The sequence below is a fragment of the Pseudidiomarina gelatinasegens genome, assembly GCF_004025325.1.
Lineage (GTDB): Bacteria > Pseudomonadota > Gammaproteobacteria > Enterobacterales > Alteromonadaceae > Pseudidiomarina > Pseudidiomarina gelatinasegens.
On record NZ_RSFE01000001.1, the window covers coordinates 340,562 to 358,389 of the forward strand.

Annotated in this window: 15 protein-coding genes and 4 pseudogenes; 2 read left to right on the forward strand and 17 right to left on the reverse strand. The window is 41.6% G+C overall.

Translation table 11 applies throughout. The features are described 5' to 3' along the window. Nucleotides 1-1,329, forward strand: a pseudogene (cysN, locus tag EGC76_RS01615) (sulfate adenylyltransferase subunit CysN); the annotation flags it as partial. Between the two features lie 77 nt (nt 1,330-1,406). Beyond that, a complete protein-coding gene (locus tag EGC76_RS01620) occupies nt 1,407-1,820 on the forward strand; it encodes a WbuC family cupin fold metalloprotein (RefSeq protein ID WP_128351268.1) in 414 nt (137 codons plus the stop codon). Between the two features lie 28 nt (nt 1,821-1,848). On the opposite strand, the gene rfbC is transcribed toward EGC76_RS01620, so the two are convergent. The 17 genes and pseudogenes from rfbC to EGC76_RS01705 form a co-directional block, all read right to left on the reverse strand. Further along, nucleotides 1,849-2,391 carry a dTDP-4-dehydrorhamnose 3,5-epimerase gene (rfbC, locus tag EGC76_RS01625; protein ID WP_128351269.1) on the reverse strand — a complete coding sequence of 181 codons (543 nt, stop codon included), beginning with the start codon at nt 2,389-2,391 and terminating at the stop codon, nt 1,849-1,851. 11 nt (nt 2,392-2,402) lie between these two features. Continuing rightward, nucleotides 2,403-3,272 (reverse strand): glucose-1-phosphate thymidylyltransferase RfbA, encoded by an 870-nt coding sequence (rfbA, locus tag EGC76_RS01630; RefSeq protein ID WP_128351270.1) that lies wholly within the window; start codon nt 3,270-3,272, stop codon nt 2,403-2,405. Beyond that, on the reverse strand, nt 3,272-4,150 hold the full coding sequence (gene rfbD / locus EGC76_RS01635) for a dTDP-4-dehydrorhamnose reductase (protein ID WP_128351271.1): 879 nt from the start codon (nt 4,148-4,150) through the stop codon (nt 3,272-3,274). Before rfbD ends, rfbA begins: the two co-directional genes overlap by 1 nt. Beyond that, a complete protein-coding gene (rfbB, locus tag EGC76_RS01640) occupies nt 4,147-5,214 on the reverse strand; it encodes a dTDP-glucose 4,6-dehydratase (RefSeq protein ID WP_128351272.1) in 1,068 nt (355 codons plus the stop codon). Before rfbB ends, rfbD begins: the two co-directional genes overlap by 4 nt. 39 nt (nt 5,215-5,253) lie before the next feature. Continuing rightward, a pseudogene (locus tag EGC76_RS01645) lies at nt 5,254-5,490 on the reverse strand (polysaccharide export protein Wza); the annotation flags it as partial. A gap of 59 nt (nt 5,491-5,549) precedes the next feature. After that, nucleotides 5,550-6,508: pseudogene (locus EGC76_RS01650) on the reverse strand (IS3 family transposase). 75 nt (nt 6,509-6,583) lie between these two features. Then, entirely contained in the window at nt 6,584-7,084 is a 501-nt protein-coding gene (gene rfaH, locus EGC76_RS01655) for a transcription/translation regulatory transformer protein RfaH (RefSeq protein ID WP_128351273.1), read from the reverse strand. 40 nt (nt 7,085-7,124) lie between these two features. Beyond that, nucleotides 7,125-7,267: pseudogene (locus EGC76_RS11970) on the reverse strand (UDP-glucose 4-epimerase); the annotation flags it as partial. 30 nt (nt 7,268-7,297) lie between these two features. Beyond that, nucleotides 7,298-8,344 (reverse strand): UDP-N-acetylglucosamine--undecaprenyl-phosphate N-acetylglucosaminephosphotransferase, encoded by a 1,047-nt coding sequence (gene wecA / locus EGC76_RS01665; RefSeq protein ID WP_164876771.1) that lies wholly within the window; start codon nt 8,342-8,344, stop codon nt 7,298-7,300. Nucleotides 8,345-8,504: 160 nt separating this feature from the next. Further along, the gene (locus EGC76_RS01670; RefSeq protein ID WP_220445649.1) at nt 8,505-9,707 is read right to left on the reverse strand and encodes a glycosyltransferase family 4 protein; all 1,203 of its coding nucleotides are present in this window, start codon (nt 9,705-9,707) and stop codon (nt 8,505-8,507) included. Nucleotides 9,708-9,715: 8 nt separating this feature from the next. Then, nucleotides 9,716-10,870 (reverse strand): non-hydrolyzing UDP-N-acetylglucosamine 2-epimerase, encoded by a 1,155-nt coding sequence (wecB, locus tag EGC76_RS01675; protein WP_128351275.1) that lies wholly within the window; start codon nt 10,868-10,870, stop codon nt 9,716-9,718. Then, complete coding sequence (wbjC, locus tag EGC76_RS01680) at nt 10,867-12,024, reverse strand: UDP-2-acetamido-2,6-beta-L-arabino-hexul-4-ose reductase (RefSeq protein WP_128351276.1); 1,158 nt, start codon at nt 12,022-12,024, stop codon at nt 10,867-10,869. The genes wecB and wbjC overlap by 4 nt, the downstream gene beginning before the upstream one ends. A 4-nt stretch (nt 12,025-12,028) precedes the next feature. Next, nucleotides 12,029-13,063: a polysaccharide biosynthesis protein gene (locus EGC76_RS01685; RefSeq protein WP_128351277.1), complete on the reverse strand. Its 1,035-nt coding sequence runs from the start codon at nt 13,061-13,063 to the stop codon at nt 12,029-12,031. Between the two features lie 148 nt (nt 13,064-13,211). After that, on the reverse strand, nt 13,212-14,348 hold the full coding sequence (locus tag EGC76_RS01690) for a glycosyltransferase (protein ID WP_128351278.1): 1,137 nt from the start codon (nt 14,346-14,348) through the stop codon (nt 13,212-13,214). A gap of 7 nt (nt 14,349-14,355) precedes the next feature. Beyond that, nucleotides 14,356-15,300, reverse strand: coding sequence for a glycosyltransferase (locus tag EGC76_RS01695; protein WP_128351279.1), 945 nt, complete (start codon nt 15,298-15,300; stop codon nt 14,356-14,358). Beyond that, on the reverse strand, nt 15,287-16,519 hold the full coding sequence (locus EGC76_RS01700) for a hypothetical protein (protein ID WP_128351280.1): 1,233 nt from the start codon (nt 16,517-16,519) through the stop codon (nt 15,287-15,289). Before EGC76_RS01700 ends, EGC76_RS01695 begins: the two co-directional genes overlap by 14 nt. Beyond that, nucleotides 16,500-17,609, reverse strand: coding sequence for an MATE family efflux transporter (locus EGC76_RS01705; protein WP_220445650.1), 1,110 nt, complete (start codon nt 17,607-17,609; stop codon nt 16,500-16,502). The genes EGC76_RS01700 and EGC76_RS01705 overlap by 20 nt, the downstream gene beginning before the upstream one ends. Nucleotides 17,610-17,828 lie beyond the last annotated feature (219 nt).

Genomic DNA, 17,828 nt, shown 5'->3' on the forward strand with positions numbered 1-17,828 from the left:
GACTTTTTGCGGTTTATCACCTGCGGCAGCGTTGACGATGGCAAGAGCACCCTCATCGGCCGACTGCTGCACGACAGCAAAATGATCTATGAAGACCAATTAGCCGCCATTACCAAAGACTCTAAAAGAACCGATAACACCGTTGATTTAGCATTGCTCGTTGACGGCTTACAGTCAGAACGCGAGCAAGGCATCACCATCGACGTGGCCTACCGGTATTTCAGCACCGACAAACGGAAGTTTATTATCGCGGACACGCCCGGGCACGAGCAATACACCCGCAATATGGCCACCGGCGCCAGCACCAGCGATTTAGCCGTCATACTTATCGATGCCCGCTATGGCGTACAAACCCAAACCAAACGCCACAGCTATATTGTGAGTTTATTGGGTATTAAACACGCCATTGTCGCCGTAAATAAGATGGACTTAGTTGGCTTTAGCCAAGCGCGCTACAAAGAAATTCAAGACGACTACCTAAAGCTTGCCGGGCAGCTGGATATTCCAGATATCCACTTTGTGCCTATCTCAGCGCTCGACGGCGACAACGTGGTAAACCGCAGCGAACACACGCCATGGTTCCGTGGCCGTACCTTAATGGAATACCTGGATACCCTCGAAATCAACCGTGATGCCGACCACAGTGACTTCCGTTTCCCCGTGCAATACGTGAATCGCCCCCACCAAGACTTCCGTGGGTTTAGCGGTACCATTGCCTCAGGGGGCGTGAAAGTTGGCGATACCATTCGTGCCCTGCCGTCTGGCAAAGTATCCACCATCAAAAGCATTTATACCTTCGAAGGCGATCTGCAGGAAGCCCATGCACCGCAGGCGGTGACATTAACACTGAACGATGAAATAGATGTAAGCCGCGGGGATATGATTGTTGATAAGAACGCCATGCCGCATATGTCGAGCCGACTGCGCGCAAAAATGGTGTGGTTAAACGAGGATGGCCTTGTGCCGTTTCGGGAATACTACGTGAAGATGGGTACCAAGTTGACCATCGGTTCGGTCGAATCAATTCGTTACCGGGTGGATGTGAACAGCTTGGAAGAAAACGAAGCGGAAACCTTGATACTGAATGAAATTGGCTTGGTGGATTTAAACCTGCACGAGCGCGCAGTGTTCGACAAGTATCGTATTAACCGCAACACCGGCGCCTTTATTTTGATTGATAAACAAACCAACGCAACCGTCGGCGCAGGCATGGTGCAGCAGCCGCTTAACGATGAACCCGCGAAACCGGGCGAGGTCAGCGAATTCGAGAAAAACCTCAATGCCTACGTGCGTAGGCATTTTCCACATTGGGGGGCGAAGGAAGTGTGACGGGGCTTACACCTGATTGACAAGCGAGAAAAATTGACACAATTTAAACCCATCCTATTGACGAAAATATTCTAATTATGCGACTTATTGATAAGAAGATAATTGACAAGCTATTAAAGGAGGCTGAGCAATCTTCACGCAAACGAGCTCATTTACTTTTACATTCAAATCACCAAGAACCAGTTCAGCGAATTTTAATAGGTTTAGTAAAGGGCAGCTTTGTTGAACCTCACTACCACAAATTACCTACAAAATGGGAAATGTTCTCGATAATCCATGGCGAGTTATCTATAAAGATATATGATGATCTAGGAAATGTTACTCAATCGGAAACCATAAGTAACAACGAAGCCCATCCGAAGCTAATTGAGTTTCAACATGGTGAAATACATAGCGTTGAATGTATGTCGGAAACCGCTCTTATTTTAGAGATAAAAGAAGGCCCATTTATACATAAAAATGCCAAGTTTTTCCCCAGTTGGGGGCTTTAACAAAATGCATGTGCCGTAAATGTACCCTTTAAAGTTTAGGGGCGTCTACAAAATTAAACCCACTTTTGTCTTTTTCCGATAATTTTGGGTCGGCACTCATTAACGGCCATTCAATGCTCACATCCGGATCGTTCCATAATAACGACACTTCGTACTTGGGAGCATAATAGTCGGTGCACTTGTAAACGAACTCAGCTTCCGCGCTGGTAACGTAAAATCCGTGGGCAAAACCTGGCGGTACCCACAGCATTTTCTTGTTATGCTCACTTAAATAAGCACCAACCCACTTTCCAAAAGTCTCTGAATTTTCACGCATATCTACCGCAACATCATAAACTTCTCCGCGAATGACACGAACTAATTTTCCTTGAGTGTGCTGTAACTGGTAGTGCAGGCCGCGTAAGATACCATGAGCAGATCTTGAGTGATTATCTTGGACAAACTCATAGTCACCACAATATTTTTGAAATTCACTACGACGGAATGTTTCAAGAAAAAAACCGCGCTCATCACCAAAGACTTTCGGTGTTATAAGAACCACATCTGGAATAGCGAGCTTCTTATAATTCATAAACCACCTATTTAATTCAAAAGCGTTGCCAGATACTGACCATATTGTGTTTTACTCAGTGCTTTTGCATGAGCCGCCAATTGCTCATCAGATATCCATTTTTGCTTCCAAGCAATTTCTTCCAAGCACGCCACTTTTAAACCCTGTCTGTGCTCAATGGTTTGCACGTAAGAGCTTGCTTCAAGTAATGAATCATGTGTGCCTGTATCAAGCCATGCAAAACCACGCCCAAGGCGTTCCACATGCAGCGAGCCTCGTTCTAAATAAGCATTGTTAACTGACGTAATTTCTAACTCACCGCGTTCGCTCGGTTTTACTTGCTTTGCAATGTCGACAACATCATTATCATAGAAGTACAAACCAGTTACAGCGTAGTTTGATTTTGGTCTCGCAGGTTTTTCTTCAATGCTTAGGGCCTGACCTTTATCATCAAATTCAACCACCCCAAAGCGCTCGGGGTCTTTTACCAAATAACCGAATACTGTCGCGCCAGTTGCGTGACTTGCAGCACGTTTCAGTTGGTCTGAAAAAAATTGTCCGTGGAAAATGTTGTCGCCTAATACAAGGCATACATTGTCATTACCGATAAACTCTTCGCCAATAATAAATGCTTGCGCTAATCCATCAGGACTTGGTTGTACGGCATATTCAAAACGCACGCCTAAATCATCACCATTTCCTAATAATTTTTCGTATTGGGGTAAATCTTCCGGCGTTGAAATAATCAAAATTTCACGTATACCGGCTAACATTAATACCGATATCGGATAATAAATCATTGGCTTGTCGTAAATGGGTAATAACTGCTTCGATACACCGCGAGTAATTGGATGCAAGCGCGTCCCAGAACCGCCAGCTAAAATTATTCCTTTATAAGCCATTAGTTAAACCTTCCAAAATATTCTTTCAATGTTAGTTCTAGTTGTGACTGCCAACGAGGTAACTCAATACCAAGTTCAGACTCTATCTTGTTAGTATTCAACCGAGAATTTAACGGGCGCTTTGCTGGTGTTGGGTATTCTTCGGTTGATATTGCCTGAACCGTTTCGATATCTAGTTTTTCCCCTAGTTGACGAGACAACTCAAAAATTTTATTCGCAAATCCATGCCAACTAGTCTCTCCTTTCGGAGCGATGTGGTATACACCAGATTCAATCTCATTGCGCTTTGCGACAAATTCTGTCGCTACTTGAGCAAGTAGCCTAGCCGCTGTTGGCGCCCCTACTTGATCTGCGACAACTGAGAGTGATTTCCTTTCTTTAGCTAATCGCAGCATGGTTTTCATAAAGTTATTGCCGCGTGCACTATACACCCAACTTGTTCGCAATATAACAGCATTTGCTTTCGAGCTTATTATCGCTTCGTCACCGGCAAGCTTTGAGCTTCCATACGTGCTAAGTGGCGCAGGTTCGTCTGTTTCTTTCCAAGAAATATCGCCAGAACCAGGGTAAACATAGTCCGAAGAAAAGTGGACAAGAAACGCACTATTACGTTGAGCATATTTGGCAAGCTCTGCGGGCAGTTCGGCATTAATTCGAAAAGCCAAGTCCTGCTCAGTTTCAGCCTTGTCGACCGCTGTGTATGCCGCAGCATTAACAATTACATCAGGCTGAGTTGCTTGAAGATAATCGTTAACAGCTTCTAACCTAGTCAAATCAAGTTCGCTACGCACGGGGGCCAAAATTTCGCCGTATATCGATAAACTTCGAACGATTTCAAAACCAACTTGCCCGTTTACACCTGTTACTAAAATCCTCATGCCGACTTTTCGTCCAATTTATAACTACCATCCAACACTCGTTGCCACCAATTCTTGTTATCTAAGTACCATTGAACTGTTTTACGCAAACCTGTCTCAAAGGTTTCTTGGGGCTTCCACCCAAGTTCTTTTTCGATTTTAGAGGCATCAATAGCGTAGCGGACATCGTGGCCTGGGCGATCTTTTACAAACGTAATCAAGTCACTGTAACTACTTACTGATTCTGGCTTGTGTTGCGATGCCAGCTCTTCTAACAACTCACAAATCAGCTTCACCACATCGATATTTTTCTGTTCATTATGACCACCGATGTTGTATGTGTCATTTATTGCACCATTTTGAGCAACATGAATTAATGCTCGCGCATGGTCTTCGACGAAAAGCCAGTCTCTGATTTGATTACCATCCCCATAAACAGGCAGTGGTTTACCACCCAAAGCATTGAGTATCATCAATGGAATAAGTTTTTCTGGGAAATGGTATGGCCCGTAGTTGTTTGAACAATTAGTTATTAATGTTGGCAGACCAAATGTACGGTGCCATGCTCGAACCAGATGATCTGAGCTTGCCTTGCTGGCCGAATATGGTGAACTCGGTGCATAAGCTGTTGTTTCAACAAATAAATCTGAAGTCCCGTGTAAATCACCGTAAACTTCATCAGTTGAAATATGATGAAAACGAAATGCAGATTTTTTTTCCGATGGCAAATTATCCCAATAACCTCTTGCCGCTTCAAGTAAAGTGTAAGTGCCAATTATATTGGTTTGAATAAATTCCGAAGGGCCATCAATTGATCGGTCAACATGACTCTCCGCTGCTAAATGCATTACGATTTCAGGTTGATACTTTTCAAATATCACTTTCATAGCCGAAGAATCACTAATATCGGCTTTTTCAAACGAGTAACGTGAATCATTAGCCACTGTACTTAATGATTCGAGATTACCTGCGTATGTCAGTTTATCGACGTTCACGACCTGATGTTCGCTGTTCTTAATAAGTTCACGTACTACCGCCGAACCTATGAATCCTGCGCCACCCGTTATTAAAAATGTCTTTCCCATAAATTAAAACTCGCTAACTTTTACTTGTTATTAAATGATCTAGTTACTTCCGATATCGTCTTGGAAACGGCCTAAACTATATAAACCAGTTATCGATGGCAATAGCTGGCTGATGACGCGGTTCCAGCGGGCTACTGGTGCAGCCGTTACGTAAACAATATCGCGCTGCTGCAGCTTAAATTGTTCGGCTAAAACCAGTGCAGTCGCGTTTTTGGCGTTAAGTTGGTACACGTCTGCGACACGTCCTGTCGCAGCATCGGCGGCACGAATAACAAATGTATTCCCCCCATTTTAAGCAGCAGTTATTCGTAGAATTAATGAACCGCTTGCGTTAATTATTGTTTGGGCGAAATGCCTCCGATGGCCGTATTAGGCCGTTCGTTGTTATAAAGCCAAAGCCACTGAGTGGCAAGTTCATGTGCATGTTCGACGCTTTCAAACAGGTGTAACTCGAGCCATTCATGCCGCACTGTTCGATTAAATCGTTCAACATAGGTATTCTGAGTCGGTTTACCTGGTTGAATGTAAAGCATCGTAATTTGATGCTTTTCAGCCGAGTTAATCAGCTCGCTTGACAAATATTATGCCCCATTGTCGCAGCGAATAGCAGCAGGTTTTCCTCGCCATTCAATAACTTGCTCTAAGGCGCGAATAACACGAGCACTTCGCAGCGAAAGGTCGACTTCGATGGCTAACGCTTCGCGGTTGTAATCGTCGATGACGTTAAATGTTCGCAGTGAACGCCCGTCAGCCAAGCTGTCGGACATAAAATCCATCGACCAGACTTGATTCATTGCGGTTGGCACACTTAAAGCATCTGGTGTATCGCGTCGCAGGCGACGCTTGGGTTTGATTCTTAAGTTCAGCTCTAGCTCACGATAAATGCGATACATGCGTTTGTGGTTCCATGGATACCCTTTCACGTTACGTAAGTGCAAAAAGCACAAACCAAAACGCCAGCGCTTCTGCGCGGTGGTTAGGCGTAGCAACCAATCAGCAATCACAGCGTTTTCATCGCTGAGATGGCTTTACAACTTTCCCTCAAGGGCTCCTTGCGGATCTCAGCCTTGAGTCGCTCTTCGACATACATTTTTTTGAGACGTTTATTTTCGTCCTCAAGCTCTTTGAGACGCTTCATCATTAATGCGTCCATGCCACCAAACGTGGCGCGCCATTTATAAAATTGAGCTGAGCTCATACCGTGTTCACGGCAGAGCTCTGGAACGGGTACACTGTTCTCGTTTTGTTTCAGAATCGCTAAGATCTGACTGTCTGTGTATCGTGATTTGCGCATAGAAAACTCCCTCGTTTTAGTTTAACGGAATTTTCTACTTATAACTGCTCCGATTCTTCGGGGGGATTACAATGGTTAAATTTTATTCAGATCATTGTAAGAAAATGTTGCTTTTACTTCTTGTTGCAGCCAATCAAGCAAAACGATGCAACGCGAGTCGCCGTCAAGTTCAATAATTTTTGCAACGAAACCCGCAAACGGCCCCGTTGATATCTCAACGTTATCATTCACTTGCGGTGATGACTGGTGTTCCGCTGCATTCCGAGTATGCGGATCAAGCTCAATGTTTTTCAGTTCTTCAATCAGTGCGTCAGGAATTGTCGCAGGCTGTTCGCCGAACATCAACATCTTCTGCACCCCAAAAGTACTGCGAATTTTATGGAAGCGCCCTGCAAAGTCATCCAACTGCGCAAAGATATACCCCGGAAACAACGCTTCAGTCGCAGCTGTGCGCTTACCACGACGGACTCGTTGCAATGTCACCTGCGGTAAATAGGCTGCAATGTCTTGGTTTTCTAGGTTCACCAGTGCGCGTTGTTCTTGACGCGGCTTGGTGCGGATTACGTACCATTTCATAAACTGTTATTCTTATAGTCTTGTGAGGCTAAATGTCATACGCCAAGTCAACTACATGAATGTAATCTCGAACGCCGGTATCATAGTCCTTGCCGAATGCACTCAATTGCTTTAAACGCTCGGCCACTACCTGCGAAATTTACGGAACCAAATTATTGAGATATCGTTTGGGTCTGCACCAATCTATTATGTTCTTTTAGTTTCGTTCAATCACTACGACTGGACGGCCTTGCTTCGTAGTATCTTAAATTGATAGCAATATACCGTGTAAGCGCCTAAGAATAATAGCAACGACGCCCAAGCTGGTGTTTGAAGTTGATTCAAAACAACACCAATTACTGCCAATACAACAGCTTGACCACATAGAATCGCTAATGTTTGACTCTGACAAAATCCGGCTCGAATGTAAAAGTGGTGAATATGATCACGATCCGGTGAGGTTGGATTCTTACCATTTATAGCGCGGCGAACCATTATCGTCACCATATCCATTATTGGGATGGCAACTAACCATAGGGAGGTTACTGGGCTAATAATCACTGTTTGAGTACTCGTAAATTGCGACTGTGTAGCTAAAGTCAATAACCAAACAACCGCTAAGCCAACAAACATCGATCCTGCATCACCCATAAATACTTTACGACAATGTTTTGAAATCGACAGATTACAGAATAAAAATGGAAATAATGCAAACCCCGCCAACGTTGCAATCAGCTGTAATTCAGCGTGCCCGTTCAAAGCTGCTAGCAAACCGATACTAAAGAAAGAGATGACTCCCATTGAGCCTAACAAACCGTCAATGCCGTCGATCATGTTGTAAGCATTCATTGCTGCTAACACAGCAAGATAGGTAAAGACGATTCCCGCCATACCCATATCAACATTTCCTAAACCGAACAGATTACCAAGATTTGAAATATATAAGTCACCGCCGAAGATTATAACACTCGCAGCAATGAATTGACCAATTAGGCGTATACGTACACTTAAATCGTATTTATCGTCGAGCATGCCAATAAAAACCATCATCGCGGCGCTCACTAAGAATAAGCGACTGTGCAGTGCTAATTCGGCCGAAAAAAGCATAGCTACGGCCAAGCCACCAAACACCGCAATACCTCCTATCAGAGGTACTGAGCCTGTGTGCTGTTTACGAACACAGGGTTTGTCCAACAAATCGATCAAAACGGCTACTGGATGCATAAGGCGCAACATTAAAGCTGTCGCAGTTAATACGATCAGAATTGGTAAAACGGACATACTCTGAGTCATCTCCAAGCGGAATGCTTTGTTTTCATAACCAAATTAAGCAGAATTTTACACTATTGTTGTTGCGAGTGCCACGCGCAGTAAGCACATTTACATTTACATACGTTAAGTTTATGTGGTTACAAATTACGCAGGCTTAGCATTCTTCGCGCTATTTGGTCAATTTATCGGAGATTTGATTTGCGGCGGACTCTACAGAAAACTCTTTCGTTAACAATTTGTAACTATTTTCACCCAATTTTGTACGTGCTTGCGAACTCTTTAGCAGAACTAGGGCATTTTTATAGAGCTTCTCATCTTCGCCGTTGATGGTGATATAACCTGCTTGGTTTGCTTCGATGATATCAATTAAATCATTCCCACTATTGACACTACCCAATATTGGTAACTTACGCTGCATATACCCCAAGAGCTTTCCAGGAAAATTATGTGACGAATGTTTATTCGATAGAGAAAACAAGCCTACGTCAACCTCATCGAGCAACGCTATAAATGCCCCTTGATCAATAGGTGGAAGATAGCTGAAGTTATTCAATTCCCAGTCTTCAGCTAAGCGATTAATCAATTCAACTTCGTCACCTTGGCCTACAAACAAAAAGTGGGCTTGAGTTTCATTTTTTAGAGCTCGTGCTAATCGCATGAGGTTTGCCATATCTTGCGCATGGCCAATATTGCCTCCGTAGAAGAAAGTAACTTTATCTTGTAACCCGAGATATTCTCGCTGAGAAATTACTGTTTGTAATTTGCGAGGTTCATTAATCGATGCCCAGTTCCGTAACACTTCTAGAGGAAAATTATCCCCGTGAAGCTCTTTAAAAAAATTGATACTTGCTTGGGACATCATCCCAATCATGTCTGCCTGACGATAAGACCGCAGCTCAAAATGTTTAAAATAGCGATGAATGAGAGAGCCTTCACAAACCATTCCCGCATCAATAACCCACTGCGGAAAGATATCACGCAGCACAAGATAAGCGGGTATTTGATAGCGTTGTTTTAATCGTTTTACCAACCCACCCCAAAATATTGACGGTGAATAATAAATAATGCCGTCGAACACTTCGGTTTTGAATTTCGATTTGAGGCTGGTCCACGCTCTGTTAGACAGTAACGTTTCGTTGATGGCTCGTTTGATTTTAGATGGAGTTTTTACATCACCGCTCTTAAAATACCAAACGCGAATGCCATCGATTACCTGCTCATCAAATAACCCTTCTTGCACTGCCTTCGGGGTAACAACAGTCACCTCGTTGCCTTGCTTCACTAGCTCTAATGCGAGCTCATGAAACATTTTCGCAGCAACGCGCGTACTATGGGGCAAATAGTCATCGATTAATAAAAGCAACTTAGCCATGCGTTCAACTACCAGTCATACCGACTAAACGAGTCCATATTTTTCCAATGTGGTGTAAGCTTGGCGGTGCCAGTGATTAAACGCACAACGCGCTCTGACGTGTTTCTGATTTTGTATTCTTCTGGAATTTCACGTTCTGTTCCTGAGAATACATCGCGCGAGGCAGTCGCAATTCTTACGCCTTCTATCAAGGTGTCAGCGTCTAAGCCAGTTAATGCAATCGCGCCAGTATCCAATGCCTCAGGGCGTTCAATCGAGCGACGCATCGTTACTGCTGGGAAGTTCAGTATCGAGGATTCTTCACTAATTGTGCCGCTGTCTGAGATTGCACAAAAAGCTTCCATTTGAAGTTTGTTGTAGTCAAAGAATCCGAACGGCTTCAAGAAGCGAATACCGTCGCTAACTTTATCTAAGCCTAGTTTTTCAAGGCGGTTGCGTGTGCGCGGGTGCGTTGACACAACGACTGGATACCCAAAGGTTTCATGTAAGGCATTTAATGCTTCAACTACTTTTGCAAGGTTCTCTTTACTATCCACGTTTTCTTCACGGTGCACACTCACAATAAAGAACTTGCTGGCCTCTAGCTCAAGTTGGTTCAATACGTCCGAGTTTTTAATCGATTCAAGTGAATGTTCGAGCACTTCGCGCATTGGCGAGCCGGTCAGGTAGATAAACCGGTGCGATAGCCCTTCGCTAATTAAGTGACGCCGCGCATGCTCGGTATACACCAAGTTAAAATCTGCCAGATGGTCAACTAGCTTACGGTTAATCTCTTCTGGTACGTTAGCGTCAAAGCTTCGGTTACCCGCTTCCATGTGGTAAGTCGGTACTTTCATCCGCTTGGCCATAATGGTTGCGGTGGCACTGTTCGTATCACCAAGCACTAAAACTGCATCCGGCTTTTCTTCGAGAATTACCTGTTCGGTTTTAATTAAGATTTCACCGAGGCTACGGCCTAAGCTTGACGTATCGACGTTTAAGAAATGATCGGGCTGACGTACGCCAAGCTCTTCAAAAAATACGTCATTGAGTTCGTAATCGTAGTTTTGTCCGGTGTGCACAATTTTATGATCGACAACTTGGTCCAGTGCGGCCATAACACGCGATAGACGAATGATTTCTGGGCGCGTCCCCAATATCGTCATTACTTTTAATTTCTTCATTTTTTCAACTCTCGCGGTTGTGCCACTGGGCTTGCATAGGTATCAGGGTTTTCACGATCGAATATTTCGTTTGCCCACAACATGACAACCATTTCGTCATCACCAACATTGGTAATGTCATGGCTCCAGCCTGGCACAGTTTCGACGATTTCTGGATTCTCACCATCGGTAAAAAGTTCATAAAACTCATCGGTCACCATATGACGGAAACCAAAACAGGCTTTACCTTTAATCACCAAAAATTTTTCTGTTTTAGTGTGGTGATAATGACCACCGCGAGTAATACCCGAGTGTGCAGTGAAATATGAAAATTGTCCGGCGTCAGGTGTTTTTAACATTTCAACAAACACGCCACGCTCGTCACCGTATTTCGGCACGCTATAAGTAAATTTGTCTGTCGGTAAATAACTCACGTAGGTTGAGTAGAGCTTCCGAGTAAAGCCGGTTCCAACACGTTCAGAAATTAGCGTATTGCGGCTTTCTTTAAAAAAGTTAAGCTGCTGCGCTATATGCCCAACGGTTTTTGTGTAAACGGGCCCTGCTTGTACAAAGCCCGATGCAGGCGGCATTTTATTGGTTCGAATAGCATTAACAGCGTCTTGCACACACTCAAGCATCATTCGTACAACATCATCTACATAGACAAGCTGCACTTCGGCAGTTTCATCGTGAACTTGAATGGGTATATCTCGAATGATGTTATGGCAAAAGGTAGCAACCATCGAGTTGTAATTCGGCTTGCACCATTTACCAAAGACATTTGCTAATCTAAAGATGTAAACAGGATTACCCGTTTTTTCTGACAAACTCAACAACGCATCTTCGGCAGCCTTTTTGCTGCAGCCATATGCGTTATTCCGATCGGCTTGAATCGACGAGCTGAACACGATGGGAATAGCGCGCGCTTGCTGTTTCACTGCTTCGCATAACGCGACAGTTAAATCAGCATTTCCAACCTGAAATTCATAGTCATCTTTAGGTCGATTAACACCTGCTAGATGAATTACTGCATCAACCTTATTAAGCAGGTGAGGCAACTCATCTATTTTATTTTCGCGGGTAAAACTAATCACCTCAATATCATCTATTTCGCCTAAATGAATAATGAGGTTTTTACCGACGAACCCGTTTGCTCCAGTAATTAACAACTTCATGGCGTTAACCTTCTGGACTGACGTATTTGCCAGCGGCAAATGCATTCATAAAGTCGAGTTTTCGCAATAATTGTTTCATACCTTCGACGTCTAAACGTTCGGTATTGTGTGAGTTGTAATCTTCTATTTCCGATATGTTGGTATCGCCCTGCTCAACATACTTGGCATAATTTAAGTCACGCAGATCTGGCGGTACGCGGAAATACTGCCCCATGTCTTCTGCACAGGCCATCTCTTCTCGCGATAATAATGCTTCGTAGAGTTTCTCACCGTGGCGTGTACCCATGATATTAATTGGATACTCTGTTCTATTGATTAGCGACAAAATAGCCTGCGCCAATGTTTCAATTGTTGCTGCGGGTGCTTTTTGTACAAAAATATCACCATTTTTGCCGTGTTCAAAAGCATAGAGAACAAGGTCAACCGCATCATCCAGCGTCATCATAAAGCGCGTCATTGATGGGTCAGTAATAGTAATAGGCATGTCAGCCCTGATTTGGTCAACAAACAGTGGAATAACAGACCCGCGAGAGGCCATAACATTCCCATAGCGCGTACCGCAAATGACGGTTTTTGTCTCGTCGACATTCCGCGATTTAGCCACCATCACTTTTTCCATCATGGCTTTTGAAATGCCCATTGCATTGATCGGATAAACCGCTTTATCTGTGCTCAAGCAAACAACGCGTTTAACACCGTTTTGGATAGCAGCTTCCAGTAGATTTTCGGTACCTACAACGTTCGTTTTCACCGCTTCCATAGGATGAAATTCACAGGATGGTACCTGCTTCAGTGCCGCTGCATGATAAATATAGTCGACACCGCGTGTCGCATTCAGGATACTTTGATAGTCGCGCACATCACCGATGTAAAATTTTAGCTTCGGATTGTTGTAGGCTTTACGCATATCATCTTGTTTCTTCTCGTCGCGACTGAAGATGCGAATCTCGGCAATATCTGTATCGAGAAAACGACGAAGAACCGCGTTACCGAAAGAGCCTGTGCCGCCGGTAATCATTAATACATTATCTTTAAACATAGTTTGCCTATTTTACCCTGACATAGGTTGGTTGTTTGATCTCATTAGCGGGAATGACCAGTTATGAAGTATTTAGCTTTTTACACTGATTAAAATATCAAAAACTAGGTTCTCGTTTAACCGCTCGATGCTACCATTTCTAAATTTCTTATCCAAAACGCTCTAACAAACTTCTGAACATTGTTAGATTAGCTTCTTCTATTTCTGGTCTCGCAAACTGCTTGGATGCCCACGTGCTAATATTTTTTCTCATTGTTAAATGATCAGCACTGCTGGCAGCAGCCGTTTTATTTATTGCTTCAACAAATTTTTGGCGGTTATCTAATGCCACATCCCAACCGAGACCCAACTCTTCAAGATTCCTCCAAGGCGTTTTATCTGATATCAGTACCGGAAGGCCAGCGCATAAAGCTTCAACAATCGCATGTCCGTAATTCTCCCCGAGTGTGGGAAGAAAGAAAAGATCATAATCTGCAAGAGTGCTGATCACCTTGCTTGGCTCAAGCATACCTCGATAATTTGTCTTTATTCGATTAGGAAGCTTGTGAATCAATTTCTGGCACTGCTGCCAGTAAGAGTCATCTTCAACTGGACCAAAAATATCAAACTCAATTTCAGTTGCCGCATCACTCAAGACATCCAGCGCGAAAAGTAAATTTTTCTTCTCAGATATTCGAGAAAGAAAGGCAACTCGTAACTTATCGCTATCTTTCACTCTACATATTTTCGGAGACTCAACATTTGGAATATTCTCAGCTATTACAATATCGACCTTATCTCCAAATATTTCTTTAATATCATCTCTTTCATGCACAGTGGAAGCGTGAAAAACAACATTCTTGTGCAAGAGCAGCAATTTATAAACTGCAATATATGATTTCTTCTTTAGGTATCGAATACGAAGTGCACCATCAGAAAATTCGCCTCTGGGTGCAATTAAAACCTTTCTGTTAAATAATCTTGCTAGCAGCTGCGGTACTATTGAAAACTTTACTGAGAAAAAACTATTTATGTACAAAAACGAGTACTTTTTATCTCGTACTAATGCGATTAGCTTGGATAGCCCGTTTGAAAAATAGAATACATTTGCTTTTCCTACCGCTTCCCAGCTATTTTTGCTCACACTATGAAACCGATATTTGTCTCCAATATCTCTATCGGATGTCACTATATCAAAAGATATGCCATGAGGGGATATTTTGTTAACAATGTTCTTTAAAGTTTTAATTGGACCACCAGCACGCTTAGCTGGAAGATAGTACGAAGTAAATACTAATATACGCATTAAAAAATCAATTCCTTAAGTCCTTCATAAAACTAAGAATGCCATTGAAAAATCTATACCGGCCACGAAGAAGTAGGGTCGAAGCACTCATAAACCTGTAAAATAAATTCATCTGAGTCATTGCAAGTCTGCGTTTACAAATATCAATTAATAAGTTGAGCCGGTTAGATACTATCAGGTAATCAAAGTCTTCTAAAAAAACAAAATCATTTCTATGTCGATCTATAAATTTGCTCATAACATTGTAATTCTCTAGTTCTCGTAACCTCAGATCATAAGAACTTCTGCTCGATATAAAATTTAACGGATTTCCCTCTTCCTGATTAAGCTTATCGTCAAATGTTACAGTGGACTCGTGACGTCGATAATCCGCAAGACAGTTATTAATAATTACTTTTCGGCCCAATAAGATCGACCACTCATTAAACCAGTTATCATGGCCCGCGGTCCACTCTGAAGGGATTGGTGTAACCAACTGAACAAGCTCTTTTTTTATCATCATCGCCATACCCGTAGCGTAGGCTCGATTTAGATTTCGTTGAAACCTTAGCCGTTTAAGTTTGGTATCCCCAACTCTCTTCAAATTTCCGTTGCAAAACCAAATATCATGCATCAATAGCAGATTATCACCAATGCTATCCATGCATACTTTCACTTTATCTTCAACCCAACTGTCATCTTGGTCACAAAGAAATATAAAATTACCACCTGCATGGCTCAAAGCGATATTGAAATTTTCTTTATAACCAACATTATTATTGTTTTTTATTACCTTTATCTTAGAACAGGATATCGATCCAATTACCTCTAATGTGCGGTCGCTAGAGTTATCATCAGAGATAATTATTTCATCAACCTCGACGCTTTGATTCAAAATACTTATTAATTGTTCTTTCAGATACTTTTCACCGTTATATGTAGCTATAACGACTGAAATTTTACCGTCCTTCATTGTTAAGACCTTTAAAGCAAACTAGCATTACAATTCCCCAAACAATCATTGTGGAATACATATAAAACGTATTACCGTTCGAGCCGCTGTAGAGCAAAACCCCATAATATGTGAATAGAACTTTAAGGTAACCGAAATCATTATTCGAAATTGAGTTTATGATTAAAAATACAGATGGAAGAAGTATATAAAGTATCGCAATAAAAGCAGCCAAAAACCCAAACTTCATTAGAACGTCTAAATATTGATTCTCATACATAGATTGGTTTAGCTCTTTTGTGTCGCCAAAGCCCTTCCGATATTCGCTATATGCCGGACTTTCATACCCCAATCCCGCACCAAACGGCAGATGAGCTTCTGCTTCATGAATAAGAATCTCTGCCTGATCTTTTCTAATGGATACCGTATTAAATGATTGAGATTGGTTAAAGCCTTCAATTTTTTCCTGAACTAATCCAAATAAACCTAAGTTTACGATCAATACAATCATAGATATTGCACCAGCTATACCAATTAGGAAATGGCCTAAATGCAAGCGCAATTTTAGAAAAAATCGCATGATTATTTCGGATGCAATCAACGTTAAGAATAGTAACAGTATAAAATATTGAGTAATCGACGCCGATAACCCGATAGTTACTATTAAAATACCAATCAGTAATCGTCGTTTATAAAAAAATATCTCTATGCCTAGACAAAAAATTATCAAAGAAGTGAGGTTACTATAAACTTTTAAACCATTTTCAGCTGCGCCCGCAAATCCAAATGCATAACCCAACCGTCCCACTAGCGTTGTATCAAAGAAAACGTGAAATTTAGGAGATAACAATGCAGCAACATAGATAAAAATATGTGCTGTACATATCAAAAATACAGAAAAATTTATTTTAGCCAGAACATTTCTTAAGGTTCCATAGTTTAACGTGCTGATCAAAACATAAGGAAACAGAAAATAATAAATGGAGAAATAATTATTTCGCAGCATGTGCTGTAGGCTATTACCTTTTAACGCACCGACGTAAAACGAGATATGAAATAAGAAAATCACAATGAGGAAGTATAAGAAATAATCTCTTTCCCAAGCTCTTAAACCACGCTCAAAGACGACTATAAACATTATCAGTAGAATTGAAAAATAAAGAAATTTCCCTGCCGTGAAAAACGCCAAAGAAAGAATAAGAGAGTAGAATAGGAATTTATTAAACCAATCTTGTTTCATAGAACTTAGTTAAAATAATATAGAAACAAAGACTCAACGGCAGGGAGAGTGCGGAATGAATACCTAAGCCGAACTTTAAAAACACTATCATAAGGAAGCCATTTAGACCCACGCTCACAAATATGAATACAATCATTCGCTTTAAATGACCTGACATCTCGAGTGACTTGTGGAAAACTAAAGCAATTTGAGCTAGAACGGCTGAGAGCAAGCTGTATATTTGTAACTCAATCGATGAGATTCCAATTCCATTAATCACATTAGGCCAGACCACATTCATAGCAAGCAGTGAAACAAATCCGAGCAAACCAATAGCGACTTGTATATATATTATGTGTCCACGAATTTGGTAGAATTTTTTTAGTAACCCTCGGTTGAATAAGTTCGAGAACTTGGGGTGGCTCCACGTAACTATAAAAGAAAGCATCACGGTAGTGATGTTAAAAACCACGTCATGCACTCTAACAAAGGAATTTAACAATTCAAGTTCATCAGATATTAATAAAATATACCTGAACGTCATATTGTTAAATGTATAAAACAATATCCAAACCGCGATCGGAATAGAGAAATTTAATATCTTTTTGAATTCAGGTTTTGAAAACGCGGATAAAGATATCGTCCCCAAAGGCCGTACTGCCCACTTAATGAATAGTCCAATAGGTATCAAAAATGAAATGGATAATATCCAAAGTGCACTCGAACCGTTTGGTTGTACTTTATTGAATGCAAATACAACCACAATAGTTGAAATAAAAATTAAAGACCTAGCTATATTGGATATTAAAAATAGTTTAGATTGCTCACTTCCTTGAAAGATTGAATAAAGGACATTTAATAAAAACATCATCGCAGTGAGGAATACCAACAGACGATAGTCATCTAGTATTACAAATAGAACTGCTAGAAAACTAAGAACAATTAGAAAGAAAAATACCCAAGTACTATTAAACTCAGCATCAGTTTTATTCCCTGGGAAGTACCTTAAAAACGATTGTCCTAACATGCTCGAACAAGTCAGAGACAGCAACGTTGCGGTAGCAAATCCATTTGAATAAAGAATATAATCATTTGGGCTTAATATTTTCATCAAATAAATATTTGATATGAACATTAAAACCGCTGGTATAACTCGCGCGAGAAAATAGAACATCAAAGGAATTAATTCCTTTGGGTTCATTAATTGCGAATTTAATTTAATCAATTTGTACCCAATTTTCTACAGCTGTAACCTATGGCCAAGAGTCAATCACTATTGTTTCGTAACGTTCAAGTGTCGTTAAAATAGGGAGTGTGCTAATTAACGAAG

Coding starts and splice junctions, on each gene's coding strand:
- EGC76_RS01620 (WP_128351268.1), top strand. CDS start 1,407: ATGCGACTTATTGATAAGAAGATAATTGACAAGCTATTAAAGGAGGCT.
- rfbC (WP_128351269.1), bottom strand. CDS start 2,391: ATGAATTATAAGAAGCTCGCTATTCCAGATGTGGTTCTTATAACACCG.
- rfbA (WP_128351270.1), bottom strand. CDS start 3,272: ATGGCTTATAAAGGAATAATTTTAGCTGGCGGTTCTGGGACGCGCTTG.
- rfbD (WP_128351271.1), bottom strand. CDS start 4,150: ATGAGGATTTTAGTAACAGGTGTAAACGGGCAAGTTGGTTTTGAAATC.
- rfbB (WP_128351272.1), bottom strand. CDS start 5,214: ATGGGAAAGACATTTTTAATAACGGGTGGCGCAGGATTCATAGGTTCG.
- rfaH (WP_128351273.1), bottom strand. CDS start 7,084: ATGAAATGGTACGTAATCCGCACCAAGCCGCGTCAAGAACAACGCGCA.
- wecA (WP_164876771.1), bottom strand. CDS start 8,344: ATGTCCGTTTTACCAATTCTGATCGTATTAACTGCGACAGCTTTAATG.
- EGC76_RS01670 (WP_220445649.1), bottom strand. CDS start 9,707: ATGGCTAAGTTGCTTTTATTAATCGATGACTATTTGCCCCATAGTACG.
- wecB (WP_128351275.1), bottom strand. CDS start 10,870: ATGAAGAAATTAAAAGTAATGACGATATTGGGGACGCGCCCAGAAATC.
- wbjC (WP_128351276.1), bottom strand. CDS start 12,024: ATGAAGTTGTTAATTACTGGAGCAAACGGGTTCGTCGGTAAAAACCTC.
- EGC76_RS01685 (WP_128351277.1), bottom strand. CDS start 13,063: ATGTTTAAAGATAATGTATTAATGATTACCGGCGGCACAGGCTCTTTC.
- EGC76_RS01690 (WP_128351278.1), bottom strand. CDS start 14,348: ATGCGTATATTAGTATTTACTTCGTACTATCTTCCAGCTAAGCGTGCT.
- EGC76_RS01695 (WP_128351279.1), bottom strand. CDS start 15,300: ATGAAGGACGGTAAAATTTCAGTCGTTATAGCTACATATAACGGTGAA.
- EGC76_RS01700 (WP_128351280.1), bottom strand. CDS start 16,519: ATGAAACAAGATTGGTTTAATAAATTCCTATTCTACTCTCTTATTCTT.
- EGC76_RS01705 (WP_220445650.1), bottom strand. CDS start 17,609: ATGAAAATATTAAGCCCAAATGATTATATTCTTTATTCAAATGGATTT.